The following is a 19,663-nucleotide window of genomic DNA, read 5'->3' as shown; positions in this document are numbered from 1 at the left end:
GAATAAAATTAATATTCGTCCTCTCTAAAACCATAATCTCTTAACTGCGATGCTTTATTTCTCCAATCCTTCTGCACTTTAACCCATAATTCTAAGAAGACTTTTGATCCAAGCAATGCTTCAATATCAATACGTGCCCGCTTACCAACTTCCTTTAACATTGAGCCTTGTTTTCCGATAACAATTCCCTTTTGAGAAACACGTTCAACAATAATTGTAGCAGCAACATATATCGCTTTATTATTATCTCTTCTTTCAAGACTATCCATTACAACTGCAACTGAATGAGGAATTTCCTCTCTTGTAAGGTGTAATACTTTCTCTCTAATTAGCTCAGTTATGATAAATCTTTCGGGATGGTCAGTTACTTGGTCCTCAGGATAATATTGTGGTCCTTCCGGTAACATTTGTTCTATTTGATTTAATAACGTTTCTACATTATTTCCTTCAAGTGCCGAAATTGGAATGATTTCCTTAAACGGATATAATTCCTTATATTTTTCGATTAAAGGTAATAGCTGGTCCGGATGTATTTGATCAATTTTATTAATAATTAAGAAGACAGGTGTGTTTGTTTGTTTTAACTTTTCAATAATAAATTCGTCACCTTTACCATAACCTTCAACCGCATTAATCATAAAGAGAATTAAGTCCACTTCTTTTAATGTGTTTTGAGCGACCTTCATCATAAAGTCACCAAGTTTGTGCTTAGGCTTATGAATTCCAGGTGTATCTATAAAAATTGTTTGGGAATCGTTTGTAGTATAAACACCTTGTATTTTATTACGTGTTGTTTGAGGCTTATCGCTCATAATTGCTATTTTCTGACCAATGACACGATTAATAAATGTCGATTTTCCAACATTAGGTCTTCCAATAATTGATACGAATCCTGATTTATAGTTTTGTTTATTAGTCATTTAAGTCCTCCGGTGAAAAAGCTCCTGGTAGTAAGTCTTTTACTGTAGTTTCTTGTATTTTACCGTTTAAATTCGTTAAAATAACCTTCATTTCTTGCGGGCATAGTTCTGATAATACTTGTCGACATGCTCCACATGGTGAAACAGGTCCCTTTGTATCAGCTATAATAGCAATAGCCTCAAATTGTGTTTCACCTTCTGAGATAGCTTTAAATACTGCTGTACGTTCAGCACAATTAGTCATACCATATGAAGCATTTTCTATATTACAACCTTTATATACTTTACCATCTTTTGTTAGTAGAGCAGCACCTACCTTGAAGTGTGAATAAGGTGTATAGGCTAATTCACGTGCTGCCTTTGCTTCAGTTATAAGATGTTCATTATTCACGAGTTGCTTTCTTCCTTCCATAATAAACTAACTGTTATTTTTATTGTACCTAATTCATTCAAAGATTTCACGTAAACACAAACTTTGTTATCTAATTGTAAGAGTTAAGTATACAAATGTACCAATACCTATAAATTGTTATAGACGAGCGTAATACCTATTATAACTGAGAGAATTGCATATACCAAAACAGCACCTGCTGCTGCATCTTTTGCTGCCTTAGCAAGTGGTTTCCTTTCTTGGGTAACTAGATCTACAACATGTTCCAATGCAGTATTCATAAGTTCCAATGCAAGCATTCCGCCAATTAGAAACAACACGATAACCCATTCAATAATCGAAAATCTGACAACAAATCCTAAAATAACCATAATCGCAGCTATCATAACATGTATTTGAAAATTACGCTCTGATTTAAAGGTTTGATATATGCCTGACCACGCAAACATAAAACTCTTATAAAAACGCTTCCATTCAGATATCTGCTGGTCTTTTAAGCCCATAACTATCTAAAATATCCTTTTGTTTTGTAAACATCTGTTTTTCATCTTCATCATTCATATGGTCATAACCTAACAAATGCAGAAAGCCATGTACAGCGAGAAAGCCTAGTTCCCGCATAAAAGAATGTCCATATTCACTAGCTTGTTCACGTGCACGAGGAATAGAAATAATAATATCTCCTAGAACTCGAGGTTGATTTATTCCTACAATCTCGATCTCTCCTTCACCTATTTCCTCGAGTGCAAATGATATGACATCTGTTGGTTGGTCTTTATCGCGATATTCCCTATTTACTTCTTGTATACGCTCATTTGTAACGAATGTGACAGATAATTCTGTATCTTGGTCGATATCTTCTATTTCAGCAGCATGCTGTAACAGTTCCTCTATCGTCCTCATTTGCGCTGCTTCTAATTCATTAGTTTCATCTATAGAATCGATGACTAGTCTCATCTTATTTCACCTTCTGCTTTTTATTTATTTCCGGGTATTCGATTCTTGAATGAAATATCCCCTTTAATGACTCACAAAATGACTTGGCTATAATATCAAGTTCTTTTAATGTTAAGTCACATTCATCGAGTTGATGATCTTGTAGTCGGTCAGCAATAATTGATCGTACTAACTTTTCAATTTTTTCTGGTGTTGGATTTGACATAGAGCGAACCGCTGCTTCAACACTGTCAGCAATTGAGATAATTGCTATTTCCTTTGTTTGTGGTGTTGGACCAGGATAGCGAAACTCCTCTTCATATATATTATCATTTGATTGTTTAGCTTGGTGATAGAAATACTTTAATAATGACGTACCATGATGCTGTTCCGCGATATCGATAAATTCCTTTGGCATTTTATGCTTTTTTAACATGTCTACTCCATCAGTTACATGAGCAATGATAATATTTTTACTTAGTTGGGCAGACAGTTTATTATGTGGGTTTTCAATATTCATTTGGTTTTCTATAAAGTATTGTGGCCTTTTAGTTTTACCAATGTCATGATAATATGCTCCTACTCTCGCCAACAACCCATTTGCCCCAATTGCCTCACAAGCTGATTCACTTAAGTTTGCTACCATGACACTATGATGGTATGTCCCAGGTGTCTCGGTTAATATTTTCCTAAGTAATGGATGATTCGGATTAGAAAGTTCAATTAGTCTCATTGTTGATAAAATACCAAAGCCTGTCTCAAAAAATGGCATAAAACCGATTGTTAAAACAGATGCCACTAATCCAGATGCTGTTGCCATAATTAAATAAGACCCAATTTCCACATTAGAGTAACTGCCATTACGAATAAGTAAAATGGCCGAAAGTACAAATACGTTCATCAAAGCGACGAATAGACCTGCATGTAGAATCTTCGAACGTAAATTATGATTACCTAGAAATAGAACACCAGCTAGGCATCCAAATAAATAATATACGCCAATTGAAAAATTAAAGCTTCCTGTTATCCCTTCATTAAAGATAATACTGCCACAAATAGCAAAAATCATACTTGTTAGGATTGCTAATCTCTCATTCAAAAGTAATTTTACAAGCATTGCCCCCATTGCAACCGGAACGATATAGCCAATGTGGTTATAATCGATTTTTTGGAACAGGCTAACAATTTTCATTAATAAAATTGAGATTGCAAAGATAAGACAATACAATAGTAACGAGTTATTTTTAGAAGAAATGAGGTTATCTTTCTTTTCAAAATAGTAAACAACACCTGTTACGATTAAGAAAACAAACAATCCTAGCCCTATAAACGGTTTATACGAATGTTGGTCATCTAGTAAACCAACTAAACCCAGTTTTCTATAAACTTCATTACTAATTAACTCGCCTTCTTCAACAATCATCTGTCCTTGCTTTATTTGGACTTCTTTCACTTCATCCATTGCCTGTTGCCGCTTTTGATTTGTCGCTTCTAGGTCCAGTGAGTAGTTTGGAGTGATTGAAAAGCGTGCTAATGTGACTGCAGCTGCCAGAACATCTGAGTTTAGGGATGTATTTCTTATTTCATCCTCAACTTGCTTTTTCGCCTCACTTAATTGGACGACTGATATTTCCTGACTCATTGTATTATTAACAGCTGTAACTACCGTATCTTTGGCTAACATCATCTCTTCGTCTGTTGCTTGCATAAGTGGCAAAAACGTTTCACTTGAGATTTTCTCATTTATCGAATCTGTTAGTTGCTCTCGAAGCATTTCCACCTTTTCCTCGGGCGTTGTCATGTCACTTTCCTCGGAATTGTTTAAATCATCTTTATTTCTAACGTCAATTATCGTATCGAAGATGGATGATATAAGTGCTACACGGCTTTCAGAAACTTCTTTTCTTAGTACGAATTGATCTTCTACTGAATTGGATGCCTCCTTCTCCCTTCGTGCCGTTTCTTCATTATCAACAACAGTGGTTGGGGCATATATCGTTTCTGGTGATGTAGAAAATAATTCAATGTCAAGAGTTTCTGGTTTAACATTACTATACAGCGCTACAAAAAGGATAACACCTAAAATACCATATAAGATGATATGAAGGAACTTGTAGTTTTTCACCTTTTCTAATAACGGACTTTGCTTCTTTTGTATTTGTTTTTTATTTTTTATCTTTTGATTTTCACTTTTCATCGAAAAGCACCACCTTTTCAAAGACACCTGGTACAAATTTTATGATAACTGTTATCGCAAAGGTAATCATCCCGGCACGCTTTCATTAGCATAAATTTACGACCTTGATTTTTTACGGTCCACTATTTCATTATTTCTTTTTATTCCTAAATCTTCAACTATATTTAGAAAAAACTTTTATAAAAAATTCCCTGCTGCAACTTTTATTTAAAGAAATTTAGTTAGTCGTGAATCGTAAGACGCGCAAATGTTTTCCTAATATCTATCTACCCCAAGTATGTATTCGTTCGATGGCTCAACAAAGAAACTTTTAGGATTACGAACTAAATTAGAAAAAAATGACCCGAATTCGGGCATTCGGGTCACCGCATATTCATTCTTTGAAGTTTTCGTAAGCTGTAATAATTTTTGCAACGAGCGGATGCCTCACAACATCGGATTGTTCTAATACAATAAAAGCGATACCTTCCACTTTGGCTAGTGTGTCTTTAGCAACAACTAAACCTGATTTTACACCTTTCGGTAAATCTACTTGTGTATTATCACCAGTTATGACCATCTTAGAACCGAAGCCTAATCTCGTTAAAAACATTTTCATTTGGGCAGGTGTTGTATTTTGCGCTTCATCTAAGATTACGAAAGCATCATCTAATGTTCTCCCGCGCATGTACGCTAATGGGGCGATTTCAATTGTCCCACGTTCAATTAACCTTTGTGTATGCTCCATTCCTAATACGTCGTGTAAAGCATCATAAAGTGGACGTAAGTATGGGTCAACTTTCTCCTTTAAATCACCAGGTAAAAACCCTAAACTTTCACCGGCCTCAACAGCTGGCCTTGTTAGTATTATTCGTTTTACACTGCCATTCTTTAATGCATTGACGGCCATGACAACGGCTAAATACGTTTTACCTGTACCTGCGGGGCCTATCCCAAATACTAAGTCCTTGCTTTGAATCGCAGCTATATAATGCCTCTGTCCTAATGTTTTAACTCGAATCGATTTACCCTTAGCAGTTTTTGCTATTTCTTGAACGTACAGTTGTTCAAATTGTTCAAGCTTTTGTTCATTTGCCATGCTGATAGCATAGATAACATCTCTTTCACTAATGGTTATCCCTCTGCGAATAACAAGGAGCAATGATTTAAGAATATCCTCCACTAGCTTAACATCTTCAGCTTTCCCGGAGACAAATACACCCTCACCTCGAGAAACGATTGATACATTTAATTCTTGCTCCATGCGCTTTAAGTTAACATCATGGTTACCAAATAAAGCAATTGCTTCATTTGGATTTTCTAATTGTTGGTTTAATGTCACTAATTCTTCTGGCATTCTTTAATCTCCCTGAACAATTGGTGTAGTTTTTACTATATTTTCTAACACTTGGTAAAGAACTGTTAATTTAACTTTACCATTCTCATTCGTCTCGTGCAAAACTTTTTCACCGATTACTTTTTCTTCTTCATCTAGTTTATGTTCAATTTGTTTTCTTCCTCGGTCAAGAGCAGCTTCTTTAGCTTGTTTTAGTGTATAATCTCTAGTTACTTCTTCCTTTTGAAAATATGTCTCTTTTTCATATGCTAACGGTAGGGTGAAATTAAGGAACTTTAAGTTACGCGTATCCTTTTCAACTTCAAATTCAGTAAACTCTGGTTTTTTCAACCCCCAAATTGGAAGCTTTATTGAGCCTACTTTGAGAGAATGGTTAACTTTATCTTCCCCAGTTAACACTTTAAAAGTCGTCTTTAACGGAATTGTTATTGTTGATTTATACCAAGTTTCACCGAAAATTTCTGCCTTTGCTGCCACTTGCTTCTGGTCATCCTCTTTTCCAATCAAGCCCGATACTAATATTTGTCCCTTTTTTACATGTTCATGTAAAGTTGTCATTGGTTGTCCTTGTTCAACGAACATTTTTGCAATCGTTGCCTCTTTCTCAGCAATAATATGTCTTGGACTAACTAATTCAGCTTCTTCTGGTTCATTTTTTTCGACTACTTTTAAATGGTAGGTTGTACCAGTAAGCTCTACACCTACCCAAGTGATTTGTTGGATGTTATCTGTTAAGGATTTTTGTATTTTATCAGGATTATCTATAAAGAATTGAAATTTCCCCGTTTTCACCCCGATTCGAGACAGTTCTTTTTTAATTAAATGCTCTGTTTCAGGTGAAGCTCCTTCTACTTTCACACCCCAAACCATGTTTGATAAGGCAAAGATTACAATTAAAAATGCTAATAATCCGACAGCAAAGCCGCTATTACGAGCTGTTCTCTTTATTATAAAGGGGAAACCAAGTCTTCTTTCAAATTTACATCTACACTCGTTTTTCCTCACTACTGTTCTTAAAGCATGTATGTCGCGATTTTTTATGTAAAAAGTCAGATTATCTTGTTTACCACGCGAAACTTTCCACACTTCTATTCCCTCGCGGACACAATCATTTATAAACCGCTCTGTTCCTCTTCCATCTATACTAACCTTCACGTTACCTAAAATGAAACTCGTCCACTGATTTCTCATTCTTATCCCCCTTTGACAGTACAGTTGCTATAATTTATCTTTTCAGAAGGCAGTTTCCCCTATGACGTTAACGAGAATGATGATTCAATCTCATTGAGGTCCACTGCCCTTAAAAATCCGTTAGAATAAATACTTCTAGTGCCTGACCTTTTGTTGATTAAAATTTCTATACATTTTATTCATTTAAATATAAGACTTGAGTGATTTTTCCTTCGAGTAATATTTCCTCTGGTAAAATTGTTTTTATTACAAAAGAATCACCTTTTATTAATAATTGCCCTTGTTTTAATAAAAGCCTTAGCTCTGTATCCGTGAACATCAAAAGTCCTCGATGATTTTCTATGTAAATATGGAGCTGTCCTACCATTGTGATTCTAGGAAGATCCATCATGACATCGGGCGGAAGGTCAATTGTATTTGTAATCCATCTTGTTAGCTGTTGTCGCCATTTTTTTGCCATAAAAAAAAGACCCCCTTTCATCTCATATGTATGAGAAAAAAGGGAGTCTTATAACAAATTATGAATAGAAATTATAATCGTCCTTTAGTTCTTGTATAATGGGGTGCTTTAGCTCTCGGCGGGCCTAATATTTCACTCCAAATGACACCTTCTGCAGCCTTTTTCTTGTTAATCGATAAGAAATCTCGGCTAACATGTCGGTCTACTTTCGGAACTGTTTCTTGCCTTTTTTGTACATTACGTTGTTCCCTTCCTTCATTTGACCTTCTACTTCGTTCAGTCACATCAGTGGAAAGAGTTTTCAACTTTTCATACGCCTCTTGTACGGTTTGAAGTTCTTGTTTTCTCCTTTTAGGTTCAGCGGATGATTCCTTTGGCTTTGGCTGCTCGATTTGTTGTCGGGGCTTATTAGTCTTATTTTGATTTTGGTCTTCTTCCCCTTTGCCAACAAATAGCCTTGAAAATAACCAAATAATTGCTCCCCATATTAAAGGATTCGATAAAAGTTCAAATAGCGATTCCATATTTCCTCCCTCCTTTATGAAAGAAAAGGGAATAATCACCTTAACCTATAGGATCATATTAGCTTAATATTCGTCTGTATCATTATTATCTTGATTTGATTTTCCAATTGAATCTCTCATATCTGTATCTGCCGATATATTTTTAATGTTCATATAGTCCATTACACCGATATTACCTGAACGAAGTGCTTCTGCCATCGCTAATGGTACAGTTGCTTCTGCCTCGACAACTTTTGCTTTCATCTCTTGTACACGGGCAAGCATTTCTTGTTCTTGTGCAACAGCCATCGCTCTTCTTTCTTCTGCTTTCGCTTGAGCAATTTTCTTATCTGCTTCTGCTTGCTCTGTTTGTAATTCTGCTCCAATATTTTTACCGATATCAACGTCTGCAATATCGATCGATAAGATTTCAAAGGCAGTACCTGAATCTAACCCTTTGCCTAGTACAGTCTGTGATATCATATCTGGATTCTCTAGCACCTTTTTATGGTCGTCTGAAGAACCGATTGTTGAAACGATCCCTTCACCAACACGAGCTATAATCGTTTCTTCACCAGCACCACCGACTAATCGCTCAATATTCGCTCTTACTGTAATACGAGCTTTTGCTTTCACTTCAATACCATCCATTGCTACACCCGCAATAAATGGTGTTTCAATTACTTTTGGATTGACACTCATTTGAACTGCTTCTAATACGTCACGTCCAGCAAGGTCAATCGCTGCACAACGCTCAAATGTTAACTCAATATTTGCTCTTTCCGCTGCGATAAGCGCATTGACAACTCGGTCAACATTTCCTCCAGCTAAGTAGTGGCTCTCTAGCTGATTTGTGGTCACTCCTAAACCTGCTTTATGGGCTTTAATTAACGGATTGACTACTCTACTAGGAATAACCCTTCTTAACCTCATACCAATTAATGTGAATATACTTACTTTAACACCTGCTGCTAATGCAGATATCCAGAGTGCAACAGGAACAAATGTAAAAAATACACCTAAAATAATTATCCCCAGGATGACTAATCCAACTAATAAAACTAATTGTGGATCCATTGTTTTCCTCCTATATATGTAAATTTTTTGTGCCTACCTTCATGTGTTTCAAATTATGCAAATACTAGGCCTAAGTCCTTGTTAAGACTATTGCAGCGCGTTTAAGTTAATACCAACTCACGCTGCATTTAGCATTATTAACCAACACTTTATATCTCTCGAACAACAATTCGTGACCCTTCAACCTTCACAACCTTAATTGTTTTATCTTTTAAGATAAAACTACCTTCTGACACCACATCAAGACGTTCATCCGAGATTACTGCTGTTCCAGCGGGTCTTAGTGCCGTTAAGGTAATACCTTCTTTCCCAATTAAATCCGTTCTCGAGTGATTTGAAACATAGCCGCTTTTAGTATTAGTTGAGTCACGCAATATTAATTTATTAAATATTTTCATTCGCTTTCCAAACACCTTTACTATTAAGATAGATGCTAAAATTGCCATTGCAAATGCGATAATTAATGAAATCGTCATTGAGATAAAGTTTCCAGCAGCAATATATAAGCTCCCAATTATACTCGCAAAGCCTATAATTCCTATTATACCACCTGGGAGGAAAAATTCTGCTACTATTAGCACAATTCCCAAAATAAACAAGATAATTGCTTCCATACCTGCCAATCCAGCAACGTAATGCCCATAAAAGAAAAGGAGCAACGATGTTAATCCCATTGTACCTGGGATGCCAAATCCAGGGGAGTACAATTCAACAACTAACCCGATACTTCCAATAGATAGTAAAATTGGCACAACAACAGGATTTGTAATAAAACGAGCGAACTTTTCAGCAATACTCTCTTCCGCTTTTAAAATTGATGCATTTGAAAGGTCAAGTTGTTTTAACAAATCCTTTAAATCTGATGCTGTTCCCTCGGAGTAACCGACTTCTATTGCCTGATTCGCATTTAATGTTAATAATTTTCCCTTTTCAGCGGCATATTCTGGTATATCAACTTCTTTATCAGCCATCGCAAGAGCGTATTTAGGATCACGGCCGTTATATTCGGCTGACTCTCTTAGCTCTGAAAGCCACAGTGATTGAGATTTATCATCTGCTGCATTTCCATCACCAGTAATAATCGCTGCAGAACCCATTTGACTGCCTGGAGCCATATATATTTGATTTGCATTTAATGCGATATAGGCACCAGCAGAAATAGCTCTACGGTTAATGTAAGCAGTGACTGGAATTTCGCTAGCCCTTAATGTGTCTGCGATCTCCAATGCACCGTCAACTGCACCGCCTAAAGTATCTATTTCTAAAATGATATGGTTAACATCTTTTTCATTTGCTTCAGATATTGTTCGTTTAATGTATTGGGATAGTCCTTTTTCGACAGTCTCTTCTAAGCGTATTACGAATACCTTCTCGTCAGCATCTGCCTTGATGGTATTTGAACTAAAGCCATTAAAACATGCAAGAACGACACCAAATAAAATCATAAAAAGATAGATATGTTTTTTCATCCATAACACCCCCTTCATCTTCCCTATAGTATTACGTATGTAATTCAGTAAAGTTTCATTTATTTATCTAAGGGTAAATAAAAAATATCATAGCACATTAAAATACGGATTTACTAGGAATTGTGGAGTATCAAGGTTTATTTACACGAAGAAATAGACAATTTTTTGAAAGTGAAGAAATAAGAAACTAGAAATAGTAACCATATTGTGTACACTTTTAAATAAAATTAATAATAAAAAACACCTTGCGAATCGCAAGGTGTTTTATTATGTTATGTTAGCTGTTTAAGCACAAGCTTATTGACAAGACTACCGTCTGCTTTTCCCTTCACTTTGGGCATAAGTGCTCCCATAACTTTCCCCATATCTGCTTTTGAAGTGGCATTAACTTCTTCAATTGTTTTTCTTACAATTTCAGAAACCTCTTCTTCAGAAAGTTGTTCAGGCATATATTCGACTAATATATCGATTTCTGCTTGTGTTTTTTCAACTAAGTCCAAACGATCAGCATTTTTAAATTCCTGGAGGGAGTCTTTACGTTGTTTCAATTCGCGAGAAAGAACTGTCAAGTCTTCTTCATCAGACAACTCAGTTTTGCCAAGTTTAATTGCTTCATTTTGCAATGCAGCCTTGACCATACGAATGACAATTAATTTGTCTTTTTCTTTGTTTTTCATCGCTTGCTTCATATCTTGATTTAATTGCTCAAGAAGACTCATAGTAACAAGTACACCCTCTTTTAGAATTTGCGCTTTCTAGCTGCTTCAGACTTTTTCTTACGCTTTACGCTAGGTTTTTCATAGAATTCGCGCTTTCTTGCTTCTTGTATTGTACCACTTTTAGATACAGTACGTTTGAAACGACGAAGAGCATCCTCAAGCGACTCGTTTTTACGAACGACCGTTTTTGACATTCTCTTTCCCTCCCTCCGAATACAACCACGACATCTTTAAATAAAACATGTCTATATAGAAAACATGTACTTTGCAATTATAATATAATCAATTATTCTGGTCAACTCATATGACGAAAAGTTTCTAAATATAAAATATTGGCAGTTGTTATCCTATATATTCTTACCAACAATATTCATACATATTGTATCTGATTATTAACCTAAATTGTATAGATATTATCCGATTAGTCATCACTGTTAGAAATGATTTAGTAATCAGAAGTAGCTTTTTCTCCTTTAATGATTGAAACACCTGCACTTGCCCCAATCCTTGTTGCACCAGCATTAATCATTGCTTCTGCACCTGCAGTGTCTCGAACTCCGCCTGATGCTTTGACGCCTATTTCTTTGCCAACGGTTTCGCGCATGAGTGCTATATCCTCAATCGTTGCTCCCCCAGTAGAAAAACCAGTTGATGTCTTAACGAAATTTGCACCTGCTTCTACTGCTATTTTACATGCTCGTACTTTCTCTTCTTGTGTTAACAAGCTTGTCTCTATAATCACTTTGGTAAGTGCCTTTTCTTTTGCCGCGTCGACAACTGCTCTAATATCTTGTTTAACCAACTCATCATTACGGTCTTTTAACGCACCGATATTAATAACCATGTCAACCTCTGTTGCTCCGTTTTCAATGGCATTTCTCGTTTCAAAAGCCTTAGTTTCCGGTGTATTTGCGCCTAACGGAAATCCGATAACCGTACAAACCTTTACATCAGTCCCCGCTAACAATTCTGCTGCAGTATTTACCCAAGTGGGATTAACACAAACAGAAGCAAATTGATATTCTTTAGCCTCTGTACATAATGTTTCAATTTCTTCCTTCGTTGTATCTGCTTTTAATGCTGTATGATCAATCATTCCTGCAATATTTACCATATGTATATACCCCTTTCATTTTTGAAGTTTTTTGAAGTCAGGCTTCTTTTGTTATATGTTACCATTGCTCTAGATGAATTCCAAGGTAGTGAACTATTTGCATTGTTTAGTATACCAATAATTTTAGAAGATATTGACGTAGCCTTAACAGATCTTTACCTTTATTATAAAGTATCTCAATTACATTTTCTCCTATGTGAAAAGACTGGCAAAGAGCTTTACCAGTCTAATTTTACATTTTTATGATGTTAATCGAATGTTATCCTCTAGCTGTTCGTCTAAAACTCTTACGAATTGGCCTTCATTATAAGGATATCCTGATTTTGTGATTTTCACTTTTACGATTTGTCCAATCATTTCCTCGTTAGCAGGAAAAACAACCTTCAAGTAATTGTCCGTATAGCCGACATATAAGTTTTCATTTGCTTCCTCTTTATACCGTTCTTCCGGAATTACTTCCAATACTTCATTTTCAAAAGATGAAGCATATTCTTTTGCCAATTGATCAGATAGTTGGATTAATCGATGGACACGTTCATTTTTCACATCTTCATCTACCTGGTCTTCCATTCTCGCAGCAGGTGTTCCTGTACGTTTAGAATACGGAAAAACATGTAGTTCGGAAAACTTATGCTCTTGAATAAAACGATACGTATCCATAAATTCTTCTTCTGTTTCTCCTGGGAAACCGACAATGACGTCAGAAGTAATTGCTAAGCCCGGTAAAGCTTTTTTAAGCTTTTCAATTCGCTCTGCAAAAAATTCCATCGTGTATTTACGGCGCATTCGTTTTAAGACAGTATCAGAGCCTGATTGTATTGGAATATGAAGATGTCTTACAACTTTTGTAGAATTTCTTAATACTTCTATCACTTCATCGGAAATTTGACTTGCTTCAATGGACGAAATACGGATTCTTTTCAATCCTGTCACTTGCTCCTCTAAGTCACGTAAGAGCATTGCTAAGTTATAATCTTTTAAGTCTTCCCCATATCCGCCTGTATGAATTCCTGTTAATACGATCTCCTTATATCCTGCATCAACAAGTTGCTGTGCTTGTACAACTACTTCTTTTGGGTCACGAGAACGCATTAACCCTCTTGCCCATGGAATAATACAGAATGTACAGAAATTATTACAGCCCTCCTGGATTTTTAAAGAGGCTCTCGTTCTGTCAGTAAATGCAGGTACATCTAGTTCTTCATAGACTCGTGTTTTCATGATGTTTCTTACACCATTTATTGGCTCTCGTTCGCGTTTAAATTGCTCAATATAATCAAGCATTTTCACACGATCCTGCGTACCTACGACAATATCAACACCTGGAATTGCCATAATTTCAGCAGGTGATGTTTGTGCATAACAACCTGTTACACAAATAACACCGTCCGGATTTTTACGTATCGCTCTACGAATTACTTGGCGACTCTTTTTATCTCCTGTATTTGTCACTGTACATGTATTGATAACATATACATCTGCAACACGTTCGTATTCTGTTCTCTCATAGCCAGCATCCTTAAATAACTGCCATATTGCTTCCGTTTCATAATGATTTACTTTACAACCTAACGTATGAAATGCAACTGTAGGCATGATGTTCACCTCGATAATTCGAAATAGTAAGAAACAGCTGATAATAAATATAATGGTGCTGTTTCAGTTCGTAAAATTCTAGGGCCAAAACTACATAATAAAAACCCATGTTCTTCAAGTAAAGCTACTTCTTGTTCTGATAAACCGCCTTCCGGTCCAAAAACTGCTAGTAAAGAAGAACCTTCTTTCAGTTTGTCAAATGCTATTGATAAGTTTTTCTTTTCCCCTAGTTTAGCCGATTCTTCATATGCAACGATTTTTACGTCGTAGTGTTTACAATTCTCTAATAATTGTTTAAAACCCAATGGCTCAGAAATTGTTGGAATATTATTTCTGTACGATTGTTCAGAAGCTTCCTTTGCAATTTTTTGCCATCGTTCAAGTTTTTTGCTTACTTTTTTTGTATCTAACTTTACGACCGAACGAGCAGCATTAAAAGGGATAAATGAAGAAGCACCTAATTCGGTGCCCTTTTGAATAATCCATTCAAGCTTATCCCCTTTAGGCAACCCGCTCGCAATGGATATAGATACTGGTAACTCGCGACTTGTTAAATCCCATTTTAAAACAGAACAACGTACGAATCCATTAGCAATTTCTTCTATTTCACAAAAAGCTTCATAGCCGTCATTCGTACAACAAATAATCGTACTTCCGGGCTGCATTCTCATTACACGGGAAATATGATGAACATCATCGCCAGTAATTTGAATATGTGTGTTAATATTAGCTTTTAGTTCATTTATAAAATATCGTTGCATTGTTCATCTACCCTCATGGAATTTCTATTTTTTCTTTGCGATAAAAGCTACCCAATCTTCCATAACTAATGTTTCTTCAATTGTAAATCCTGTACGTTCTAATGCTTCCTTAACTTCCAGTTTTTTATTTTGGATGATACCTGATGTTATAAATGTTCCATTAGGTTTTAATATTTCATATGCCTTGTCAATAAAACGAACAATTATTTCTGCTAATATGTTTGAAACAATTAAATCTACAGGTCCTTCAATACCATCTAAAAGGTTATTTTGAGAAACATTAACAATGTTATGCACTTTATTTATCTTACAATTTAGCTTTGCACTTTCTACAGCAACATGATCTAAATCAAGAGCGGTTACTTCTTTTGCTCCTAATAATCCAGCTGCTATGCTTAATACACCTGAACCTGTACCTACATCAACTACTGTATCACCCTTTACAACTGTATCTTCTAATGCTTGAATACATAATACAGTTGTTGGATGCGTCCCTGTTCCAAATGCCATTCCTGGGTCCAATTCAATAATTAATTCGTCAGAACTTACAGGTTCATAAATCTCCCATGTAGGAACAATTGTGAACTTTTCTGAGATTTTAACAGGATGATAATACTTCTTCCATGCTGTTGCCCATTCTTCTTCATTGACTTCACTGATAGTAACATGGTTTCTGCCTAAATCAATGTCATAAATTAAAAGATTGTTTATCGAAGCTTTAATGGCATCTACAGTCTCGCCTAGGAAGCTATTAACAGGTAAGTACGCTTTTACAATGACGCCTTCTTCTGGATAATCTGATGGATTTAGTTGGTAGATTTCGCCAAGAGACGTACTTCGCTCTTTTTCATAATCAGCTATATCCTCAATTACTACACCGCTAGCTCCTGCCTCATGTAAGATATTCGAAATGGGTTCAACAGCTTCCTGTGTTGTATGAATGCTAAATTCTGACCACTTCATGTCTACCAACTCTCCATTCTTCATCATTGATTATTCAACTAACCTATTATTCACCTTTAAAAGCGCGCTTAACTTTATCAAAGAAACTTTCTTCATGCTCATCAGGCTTTGCTCCGCTTATTTCCGCAAATTCCCGCAACAATTCTTTCTGTTTTTCGGTTAAATTCGTAGGTGTTAATACTCGTAACACTACATATTGGTCACCTTGGCCGTACCCTCTAACATTTGGAACTCCCTTTCCTGTTAGACGGAATTTCTTACCTGTTTGTGTTCCGGCTGGCACCTTTAATTTCACTTTACCGTGCAATGTAGGAACCTCAACTTCATCTCCAAGTGCTGCTTGAGCAAAGGTTAGTGGCATTTCACAATAAATGTCATCGCCTTCTCTTTCGAAGAACTCATGCTCTCTCACATGGAATACTACATATAAATCTCCCGGAGGTCCACCGTTAACACCAGGTTCACCTTGACCTGATACTCTTAGCTGTTGACCATCATCAACACCTGCAGGAATTTTCACTTGTATTTTCTTACGCTTTTTCACAGTTCCATTACCGCGACATGTGCCACATTTATGCTTAATCATTTTACCGGTTCCTTCGCAATGATGGCAAACTCGTCGGTTTACAATGCGGCCAAATGGCGTATTTTGTTCAACATTTAGTTGTCCAGAACCACCACAATGTGAACATGTTTCTGGTTTCGTCCCTTTTTGTGCACCTGTGCCATGACATGTTTCACACGTTTCCTCTTTAGGTATTTCAATTGTTGTTTCTTTACCAAAAACCGCTTCTTCAAAATTTAGTGTCATTGTATATTGTAAGTCAGCACCTTGTCTTGGTGCATTAGGATCACGTCGTCTTGTGCCACCGCCAAAAATTGAGCTGAAAATATCTTCAAAGCCAAAGCCATCGCCACCGAATCCAGCACCACCGCCAAAACCTTGATTTGGGTCTGTATGACCAAATTGGTCATAGTGTGCTTTCTTTTGGTCATCACTTAAAGTTTCGTAGGCTTCTTTAATTTCTTTAAATTTATCCGAAGCATCTGCCTCTTTATTAATATCCGGATGATATTGCTTGGATAATTTACGATAGGCTTTTTTAATCTCATCTTTTGACGCGTTCTTACTTAAACCAAGTACTTCATAGTAATCACGCTTGCTCATTTATTCTCACTCCCGATTTTCTCACATAAGGTAAATTGTATCATTCTAAAGGAAAGAAAAGCAACTAATAGTTATTAGCTATGTACGCTTCCTTAATGGATGTTTAGTTGACGCTTTGTTGGGCTTACACACGTCTCACTTCTTCCATGCATCCTGCTGGAGTCTCGCCCTTGTCCAATCGACCCTTGATACAGACTAGTCTACTAGATAAGTGCATTAACTTCGGCATTGGTAATACGTTCTGGATTTCTAGCGTTTAAAATGCGGAAAGATCTAATGTTACAGAGCCTTTTTATAGTAATTATCCGAAAAAAAGCCAAAGCCAAGACCAGCCTGACTTTGACTTTTCATCTATAAATGACTATGACTTATTTTTTATCGTCGTCTTTGACTTCTTCAAACTCAGCATCTACAACATCGTCATTCGCTTGACCGCCTGCTGCATCTCCACCCTGCTGTGCTTGAGCTTGCTTTGCTGCTTCTTCATACAATTTTACTGAAAGCTCTTGTACAATTGTTTGTAAAGCATCTTTTTTCGCTTTAATCTCTTCCAGGTCATTTTTCTCAATTGCAGCTTTTAAAGCATCTTTCGCTTCATTTGCTTTTGTTACTTCTGATTCGTCAACTTTACCTTCTAAATCTTTTAATGTTTTCTCTGTCGTAAACACTAATTGATCTGCTTCATTGCGGAGTTCAACTTCTTCTTTACGCTTATTATCAGCGTCTGCATTTTCTTCTGCTTCTTTTACCATACGGTCGATTTCTTCATCTGATAAGCCAGTAGATGACTTAATCGTAATTGTTTGTTCTTTATTTGTTCCTAGGTCTTTAGCTCTTACATTCACGATACCGTTTTTATCAATATCAAAAGATACTTCAATTTGTGGTACACCACGTGGAGCTGGTGGTATGTCAGTTAATTGGAAGCGACCTAGTGTTTTATTGTCCGCTGCCATTTGACGTTCACCTTGTAGGACATGAATATCTACAGCAGTTTGATTATCTGCAGCTGTTGAGAATACTTGTGATTTACTTGTTGGGATTGTCGTATTCCGATCGATTAACTTCGTGAATACTCCACCCATTGTTTCAATACCTAATGATAATGGAGTTACGTCAAGTAATACTACGTCCTTAACATCACCTGTAATGACTCCACCTTGAATTGATGCTCCTAATGCCACAACTTCATCTGGGTTAACACCTTTATGTGGGTCTTTGCCAAGAGCTTTTTTAATTGCCTCTTGAACAGCTGGGATACGAGTTGATCCACCGACTAAGATTACTTTATCGATTTCACTAGCTGAAAGATCAGCATCACTTAAAGCCTGACGAACAGGTCCCATCGTTCTTTCAACTAAGTCAGATGATAGTTCATCAAATTTTGCACGTGTTAAACTCACTTCTAAGTGAAGCGGACCAGCTTCTCCAGCAGTGATGAATGGTAGTGAAATTTGTGTAGATGTGACACCTGAAAGATCCTTTTTAGCTTTTTCTGCAGCATCTTTTAGACGCTGTAATGCCATTTTATCTTTTGAAAGGTCGATACCATTGTCTTTTTTAAATTCTGCAACTAAATAGTCTATGATAACTTGGTCAAAGTCGTCTCCACCAAGACGGTTATCTCCAGCAGTTGAGCGAACTTCAAACACACCGTCACCTAACTCTAAAATAGAAACGTCAAACGTTCCGCCACCAAGGTCATAAACAAGAATTGTTTGGTCTTCGTCTGTTTTATCTAGTCCATAAGCTAATGCTGCTGCAGTTGGCTCATTGATAATACGTTCAACTTCTAACCCAGCAATTCTACCAGCATCTTTTGTTGCTTGGCGTTCCGCATCGTTAAAGTATGCTGGAACTGTAATTACCGCTTTCGTTACAGGCTCACCTAAATATTCTTCAGCGTATGATTTCAAGTGTTGTAGAATAATTGCTGAAAGTTCTTGAGGTGTATAGTTTTTACCTTCAATCTCTTCCTTATGGTCTGTTCCCATATGACGTTTGATTGAGATAATTGTATTTGGATTTGTAATAGCTTGGCGCTTAGCAACCTCACCTACTTGACGTTCACCGTTTTTAAAAGCGACTACAGAAGGTGTAGTACGATTCCCTTCTGGATTTGGGATCACTTTTGGTTCTCCGCCTTCTAATACTGCGACACATGAGTTTGTTGTACCTAAATCGATACCAATAATTTTACTCATATCATGAACCTCCTAATATGTAATAATAGTTTATTGATTAACTTTTACCATTGATGGTCTAATCACTCTATCTTTTAATTTATAGCCTTTTTGTAATTCTTCAACTACTATGTTTGAATCGTAGTTTTCATCTTCTACTTGCATGACAGCCTGGTGGAAATTAGGATCAAATTGCTCACCGACAGATTTGATTGCTTCCACACCTTCGTTTTGTAAAGCTTGAACTAGTTGGTTATAAACCATTTGAACACCTTGCAGTAACGACTTCGTTTGCTCGTTATCTGCGTCTATTTGTAATGCTCTTTCAAAGTTATCAAGAGCAGGAATTATTTCAGATACTAAGCTTTGTGCACGGTATTTCTGAGCAGCTTCTTGTTCGAGACGCGTACGTCTTCTAAAATTGTCGAAGTCGGCTTGTGCACGTAATGCTTTATTTTCTGCTTCTTCAAGTTTGGTTTCTAATTCAGCTATCTTCTCATCTGACTTATCCTCATTAGCTTTAGGTTCGTCAGATTCAATTACTTCAACTTGGTCATCAGAAACTTTTACTTCTTCATCTTGAGTAATATCAACTACTTCTTCTTGTTCAGCAATGTTTTTTTCGTTTGACACTGTTATTCACCTCCTTAAAGGCAAGATTATATCTCATCATTCATTG

Annotated in this window: 20 protein-coding genes; all 20 read right to left on the bottom strand. The window is 36.4% G+C overall.

The genetic code is table 11. The annotated features are described in order from the left end of the window. Window positions 1–8: 8 nt before the first annotated feature. Entirely contained in the window at window positions 9–920 is a 912-nt protein-coding gene (gene era, locus J2S19_RS13545) for a GTPase Era (RefSeq protein WP_307342836.1), read from the bottom strand. Continuing rightward, window positions 913–1,311, bottom strand: coding sequence for a cytidine deaminase (locus J2S19_RS13540; RefSeq protein WP_307342832.1), 399 nt, complete (start codon window positions 1,309–1,311; stop codon window positions 913–915). Before J2S19_RS13540 ends, era begins: the two co-directional genes overlap by 8 nt. Before the next feature lie 128 nt (window positions 1,312–1,439). Next, window positions 1,440–1,814, bottom strand: a complete 375-nt coding sequence (locus J2S19_RS13535; RefSeq protein WP_307342829.1) for a diacylglycerol kinase family protein — start codon at window positions 1,812–1,814, stop codon at window positions 1,440–1,442. After that, window positions 1,786–2,268: an rRNA maturation RNase YbeY gene (gene ybeY, locus J2S19_RS13530; protein WP_307342826.1), complete on the bottom strand. Its 483-nt coding sequence runs from the start codon at window positions 2,266–2,268 to the stop codon at window positions 1,786–1,788. Before ybeY ends, J2S19_RS13535 begins: the two co-directional genes overlap by 29 nt. Window position 2,269: 1 nt before the next feature. Then, entirely contained in the window at window positions 2,270–4,444 is a 2,175-nt protein-coding gene (locus J2S19_RS13525) for an HD family phosphohydrolase (RefSeq protein ID WP_307342824.1), read from the bottom strand. A 373-nt stretch (window positions 4,445–4,817) separates the two neighbouring features. Further along, the gene (locus tag J2S19_RS13520; protein WP_307342822.1) at window positions 4,818–5,780 is read right to left on the bottom strand and encodes a PhoH family protein; all 963 of its coding nucleotides are present in this window, start codon (window positions 5,778–5,780) and stop codon (window positions 4,818–4,820) included. A 3-nt stretch (window positions 5,781–5,783) separates the two neighbouring features. After that, window positions 5,784–6,971: a sporulation protein YqfD gene (gene yqfD / locus J2S19_RS13515; protein ID WP_307342818.1), complete on the bottom strand. Its 1,188-nt coding sequence runs from the start codon at window positions 6,969–6,971 to the stop codon at window positions 5,784–5,786. A 175-nt stretch (window positions 6,972–7,146) separates the two neighbouring features. Then, window positions 7,147–7,431 carry a sporulation protein YqfC gene (yqfC, locus tag J2S19_RS13510; RefSeq protein ID WP_307342815.1) on the bottom strand — a complete coding sequence of 95 codons (285 nt, stop codon included), beginning with the start codon at window positions 7,429–7,431 and terminating at the stop codon, window positions 7,147–7,149. 71 nt (window positions 7,432–7,502) lie between these two features. Next, a complete protein-coding gene (locus J2S19_RS13505; protein ID WP_307342812.1) occupies window positions 7,503–7,955 on the bottom strand; it encodes a YqfB family membrane protein in 453 nt (150 codons plus the stop codon). Between the two features lie 63 nt (window positions 7,956–8,018). Further along, entirely contained in the window at window positions 8,019–9,011 is a 993-nt protein-coding gene (gene floA / locus J2S19_RS13500; protein ID WP_307342809.1) for a flotillin-like protein FloA, read from the bottom strand. A 149-nt stretch (window positions 9,012–9,160) separates the two neighbouring features. Next, entirely contained in the window at window positions 9,161–10,480 is a 1,320-nt protein-coding gene (locus J2S19_RS13495) for an NfeD family protein (protein ID WP_370875147.1), read from the bottom strand. 272 nt (window positions 10,481–10,752) lie between these two features. Continuing rightward, window positions 10,753–11,199 carry a GatB/YqeY domain-containing protein gene (locus tag J2S19_RS13490; RefSeq protein WP_307342806.1) on the bottom strand — a complete coding sequence of 149 codons (447 nt, stop codon included), beginning with the start codon at window positions 11,197–11,199 and terminating at the stop codon, window positions 10,753–10,755. Between the two features lie 20 nt (window positions 11,200–11,219). Beyond that, window positions 11,220–11,393 carry a 30S ribosomal protein S21 gene (rpsU, locus tag J2S19_RS13485; RefSeq protein ID WP_015595024.1) on the bottom strand — a complete coding sequence of 58 codons (174 nt, stop codon included), beginning with the start codon at window positions 11,391–11,393 and terminating at the stop codon, window positions 11,220–11,222. 251 nt (window positions 11,394–11,644) lie between these two features. Further along, on the bottom strand, window positions 11,645–12,313 hold the full coding sequence (deoC, locus tag J2S19_RS13480) for a deoxyribose-phosphate aldolase (RefSeq protein WP_307342803.1): 669 nt from the start codon (window positions 12,311–12,313) through the stop codon (window positions 11,645–11,647). A gap of 240 nt (window positions 12,314–12,553) precedes the next feature. Next, a complete protein-coding gene (gene mtaB, locus J2S19_RS13475; protein ID WP_307342800.1) occupies window positions 12,554–13,909 on the bottom strand; it encodes a tRNA (N(6)-L-threonylcarbamoyladenosine(37)-C(2))-methylthiotransferase MtaB in 1,356 nt (451 codons plus the stop codon). A gap of 5 nt (window positions 13,910–13,914) precedes the next feature. Beyond that, entirely contained in the window at window positions 13,915–14,670 is a 756-nt protein-coding gene (locus J2S19_RS13470) for a 16S rRNA (uracil(1498)-N(3))-methyltransferase (protein ID WP_307342797.1), read from the bottom strand. Between the two features lie 24 nt (window positions 14,671–14,694). Next, entirely contained in the window at window positions 14,695–15,633 is a 939-nt protein-coding gene (gene prmA / locus J2S19_RS13465; RefSeq protein WP_307342794.1) for a 50S ribosomal protein L11 methyltransferase, read from the bottom strand. A 46-nt stretch (window positions 15,634–15,679) separates the two neighbouring features. Then, window positions 15,680–16,801: a molecular chaperone DnaJ gene (gene dnaJ / locus J2S19_RS13460; protein ID WP_307342791.1), complete on the bottom strand. Its 1,122-nt coding sequence runs from the start codon at window positions 16,799–16,801 to the stop codon at window positions 15,680–15,682. A gap of 368 nt (window positions 16,802–17,169) precedes the next feature. After that, window positions 17,170–19,005 carry a molecular chaperone DnaK gene (gene dnaK / locus J2S19_RS13455; RefSeq protein WP_307342788.1) on the bottom strand — a complete coding sequence of 612 codons (1,836 nt, stop codon included), beginning with the start codon at window positions 19,003–19,005 and terminating at the stop codon, window positions 17,170–17,172. A gap of 30 nt (window positions 19,006–19,035) precedes the next feature. Then, on the bottom strand, window positions 19,036–19,617 hold the full coding sequence (gene grpE / locus J2S19_RS13450; protein ID WP_307342786.1) for a nucleotide exchange factor GrpE: 582 nt from the start codon (window positions 19,615–19,617) through the stop codon (window positions 19,036–19,038). Between the last annotated feature and the right edge of the window lie 46 nt (window positions 19,618–19,663).

Source organism: Metabacillus malikii (assembly GCF_030813355.1).
GTDB classification, from domain to species: domain Bacteria; phylum Bacillota; class Bacilli; order Bacillales; family Bacillaceae; genus Metabacillus; species Metabacillus malikii.
This window is presented reverse-complemented; position numbering and strand designations above follow the sequence as displayed.

Excerpts from the sequence above, each read along its gene's own strand:
- era (WP_307342836.1), bottom strand. The coding sequence starts at position 920 with ATGACTAATAAACAAAACTATAAATCAGGATTCGTATCAATTATTGGA.
- J2S19_RS13535 (WP_307342829.1), bottom strand. The coding sequence starts at position 1,814 with ATGGGCTTAAAAGACCAGCAGATATCTGAATGGAAGCGTTTTTATAAG.
- ybeY (WP_307342826.1), bottom strand. The coding sequence starts at position 2,268 with ATGAGACTAGTCATCGATTCTATAGATGAAACTAATGAATTAGAAGCA.
- J2S19_RS13525 (WP_307342824.1), bottom strand. The coding sequence starts at position 4,444 with ATGAAAAGTGAAAATCAAAAGATAAAAAATAAAAAACAAATACAAAAG.
- J2S19_RS13520 (WP_307342822.1), bottom strand. The coding sequence starts at position 5,780 with ATGCCAGAAGAATTAGTGACATTAAACCAACAATTAGAAAATCCAAAT.
- yqfD (WP_307342818.1), bottom strand. The coding sequence starts at position 6,971 with ATGAGAAATCAGTGGACGAGTTTCATTTTAGGTAACGTGAAGGTTAGT.
- yqfC (WP_307342815.1), bottom strand. The coding sequence starts at position 7,431 with ATGGCAAAAAAATGGCGACAACAGCTAACAAGATGGATTACAAATACA.
- J2S19_RS13505 (WP_307342812.1), bottom strand. The coding sequence starts at position 7,955 with ATGGAATCGCTATTTGAACTTTTATCGAATCCTTTAATATGGGGAGCA.
- floA (WP_307342809.1), bottom strand. The coding sequence starts at position 9,011 with ATGGATCCACAATTAGTTTTATTAGTTGGATTAGTCATCCTGGGGATA.
- J2S19_RS13495 (WP_370875147.1), bottom strand. The coding sequence starts at position 10,480 with ATGAAAAAACATATCTATCTTTTTATGATTTTATTTGGTGTCGTTCTT.
- J2S19_RS13490 (WP_307342806.1), bottom strand. The coding sequence starts at position 11,199 with ATGAGTCTTCTTGAGCAATTAAATCAAGATATGAAGCAAGCGATGAAA.
- rpsU (WP_015595024.1), bottom strand. The coding sequence starts at position 11,393 with ATGTCAAAAACGGTCGTTCGTAAAAACGAGTCGCTTGAGGATGCTCTT.
- deoC (WP_307342803.1), bottom strand. The coding sequence starts at position 12,313 with ATGGTAAATATTGCAGGAATGATTGATCATACAGCATTAAAAGCAGAT.
- mtaB (WP_307342800.1), bottom strand. The coding sequence starts at position 13,909 with ATGCCTACAGTTGCATTTCATACGTTAGGTTGTAAAGTAAATCATTAT.
- J2S19_RS13470 (WP_307342797.1), bottom strand. The coding sequence starts at position 14,670 with ATGCAACGATATTTTATAAATGAACTAAAAGCTAATATTAACACACAT.
- prmA (WP_307342794.1), bottom strand. The coding sequence starts at position 15,633 with ATGAAGTGGTCAGAATTTAGCATTCATACAACACAGGAAGCTGTTGAA.
- dnaJ (WP_307342791.1), bottom strand. The coding sequence starts at position 16,801 with ATGAGCAAGCGTGATTACTATGAAGTACTTGGTTTAAGTAAGAACGCG.
- dnaK (WP_307342788.1), bottom strand. The coding sequence starts at position 19,005 with ATGAGTAAAATTATTGGTATCGATTTAGGTACAACAAACTCATGTGTC.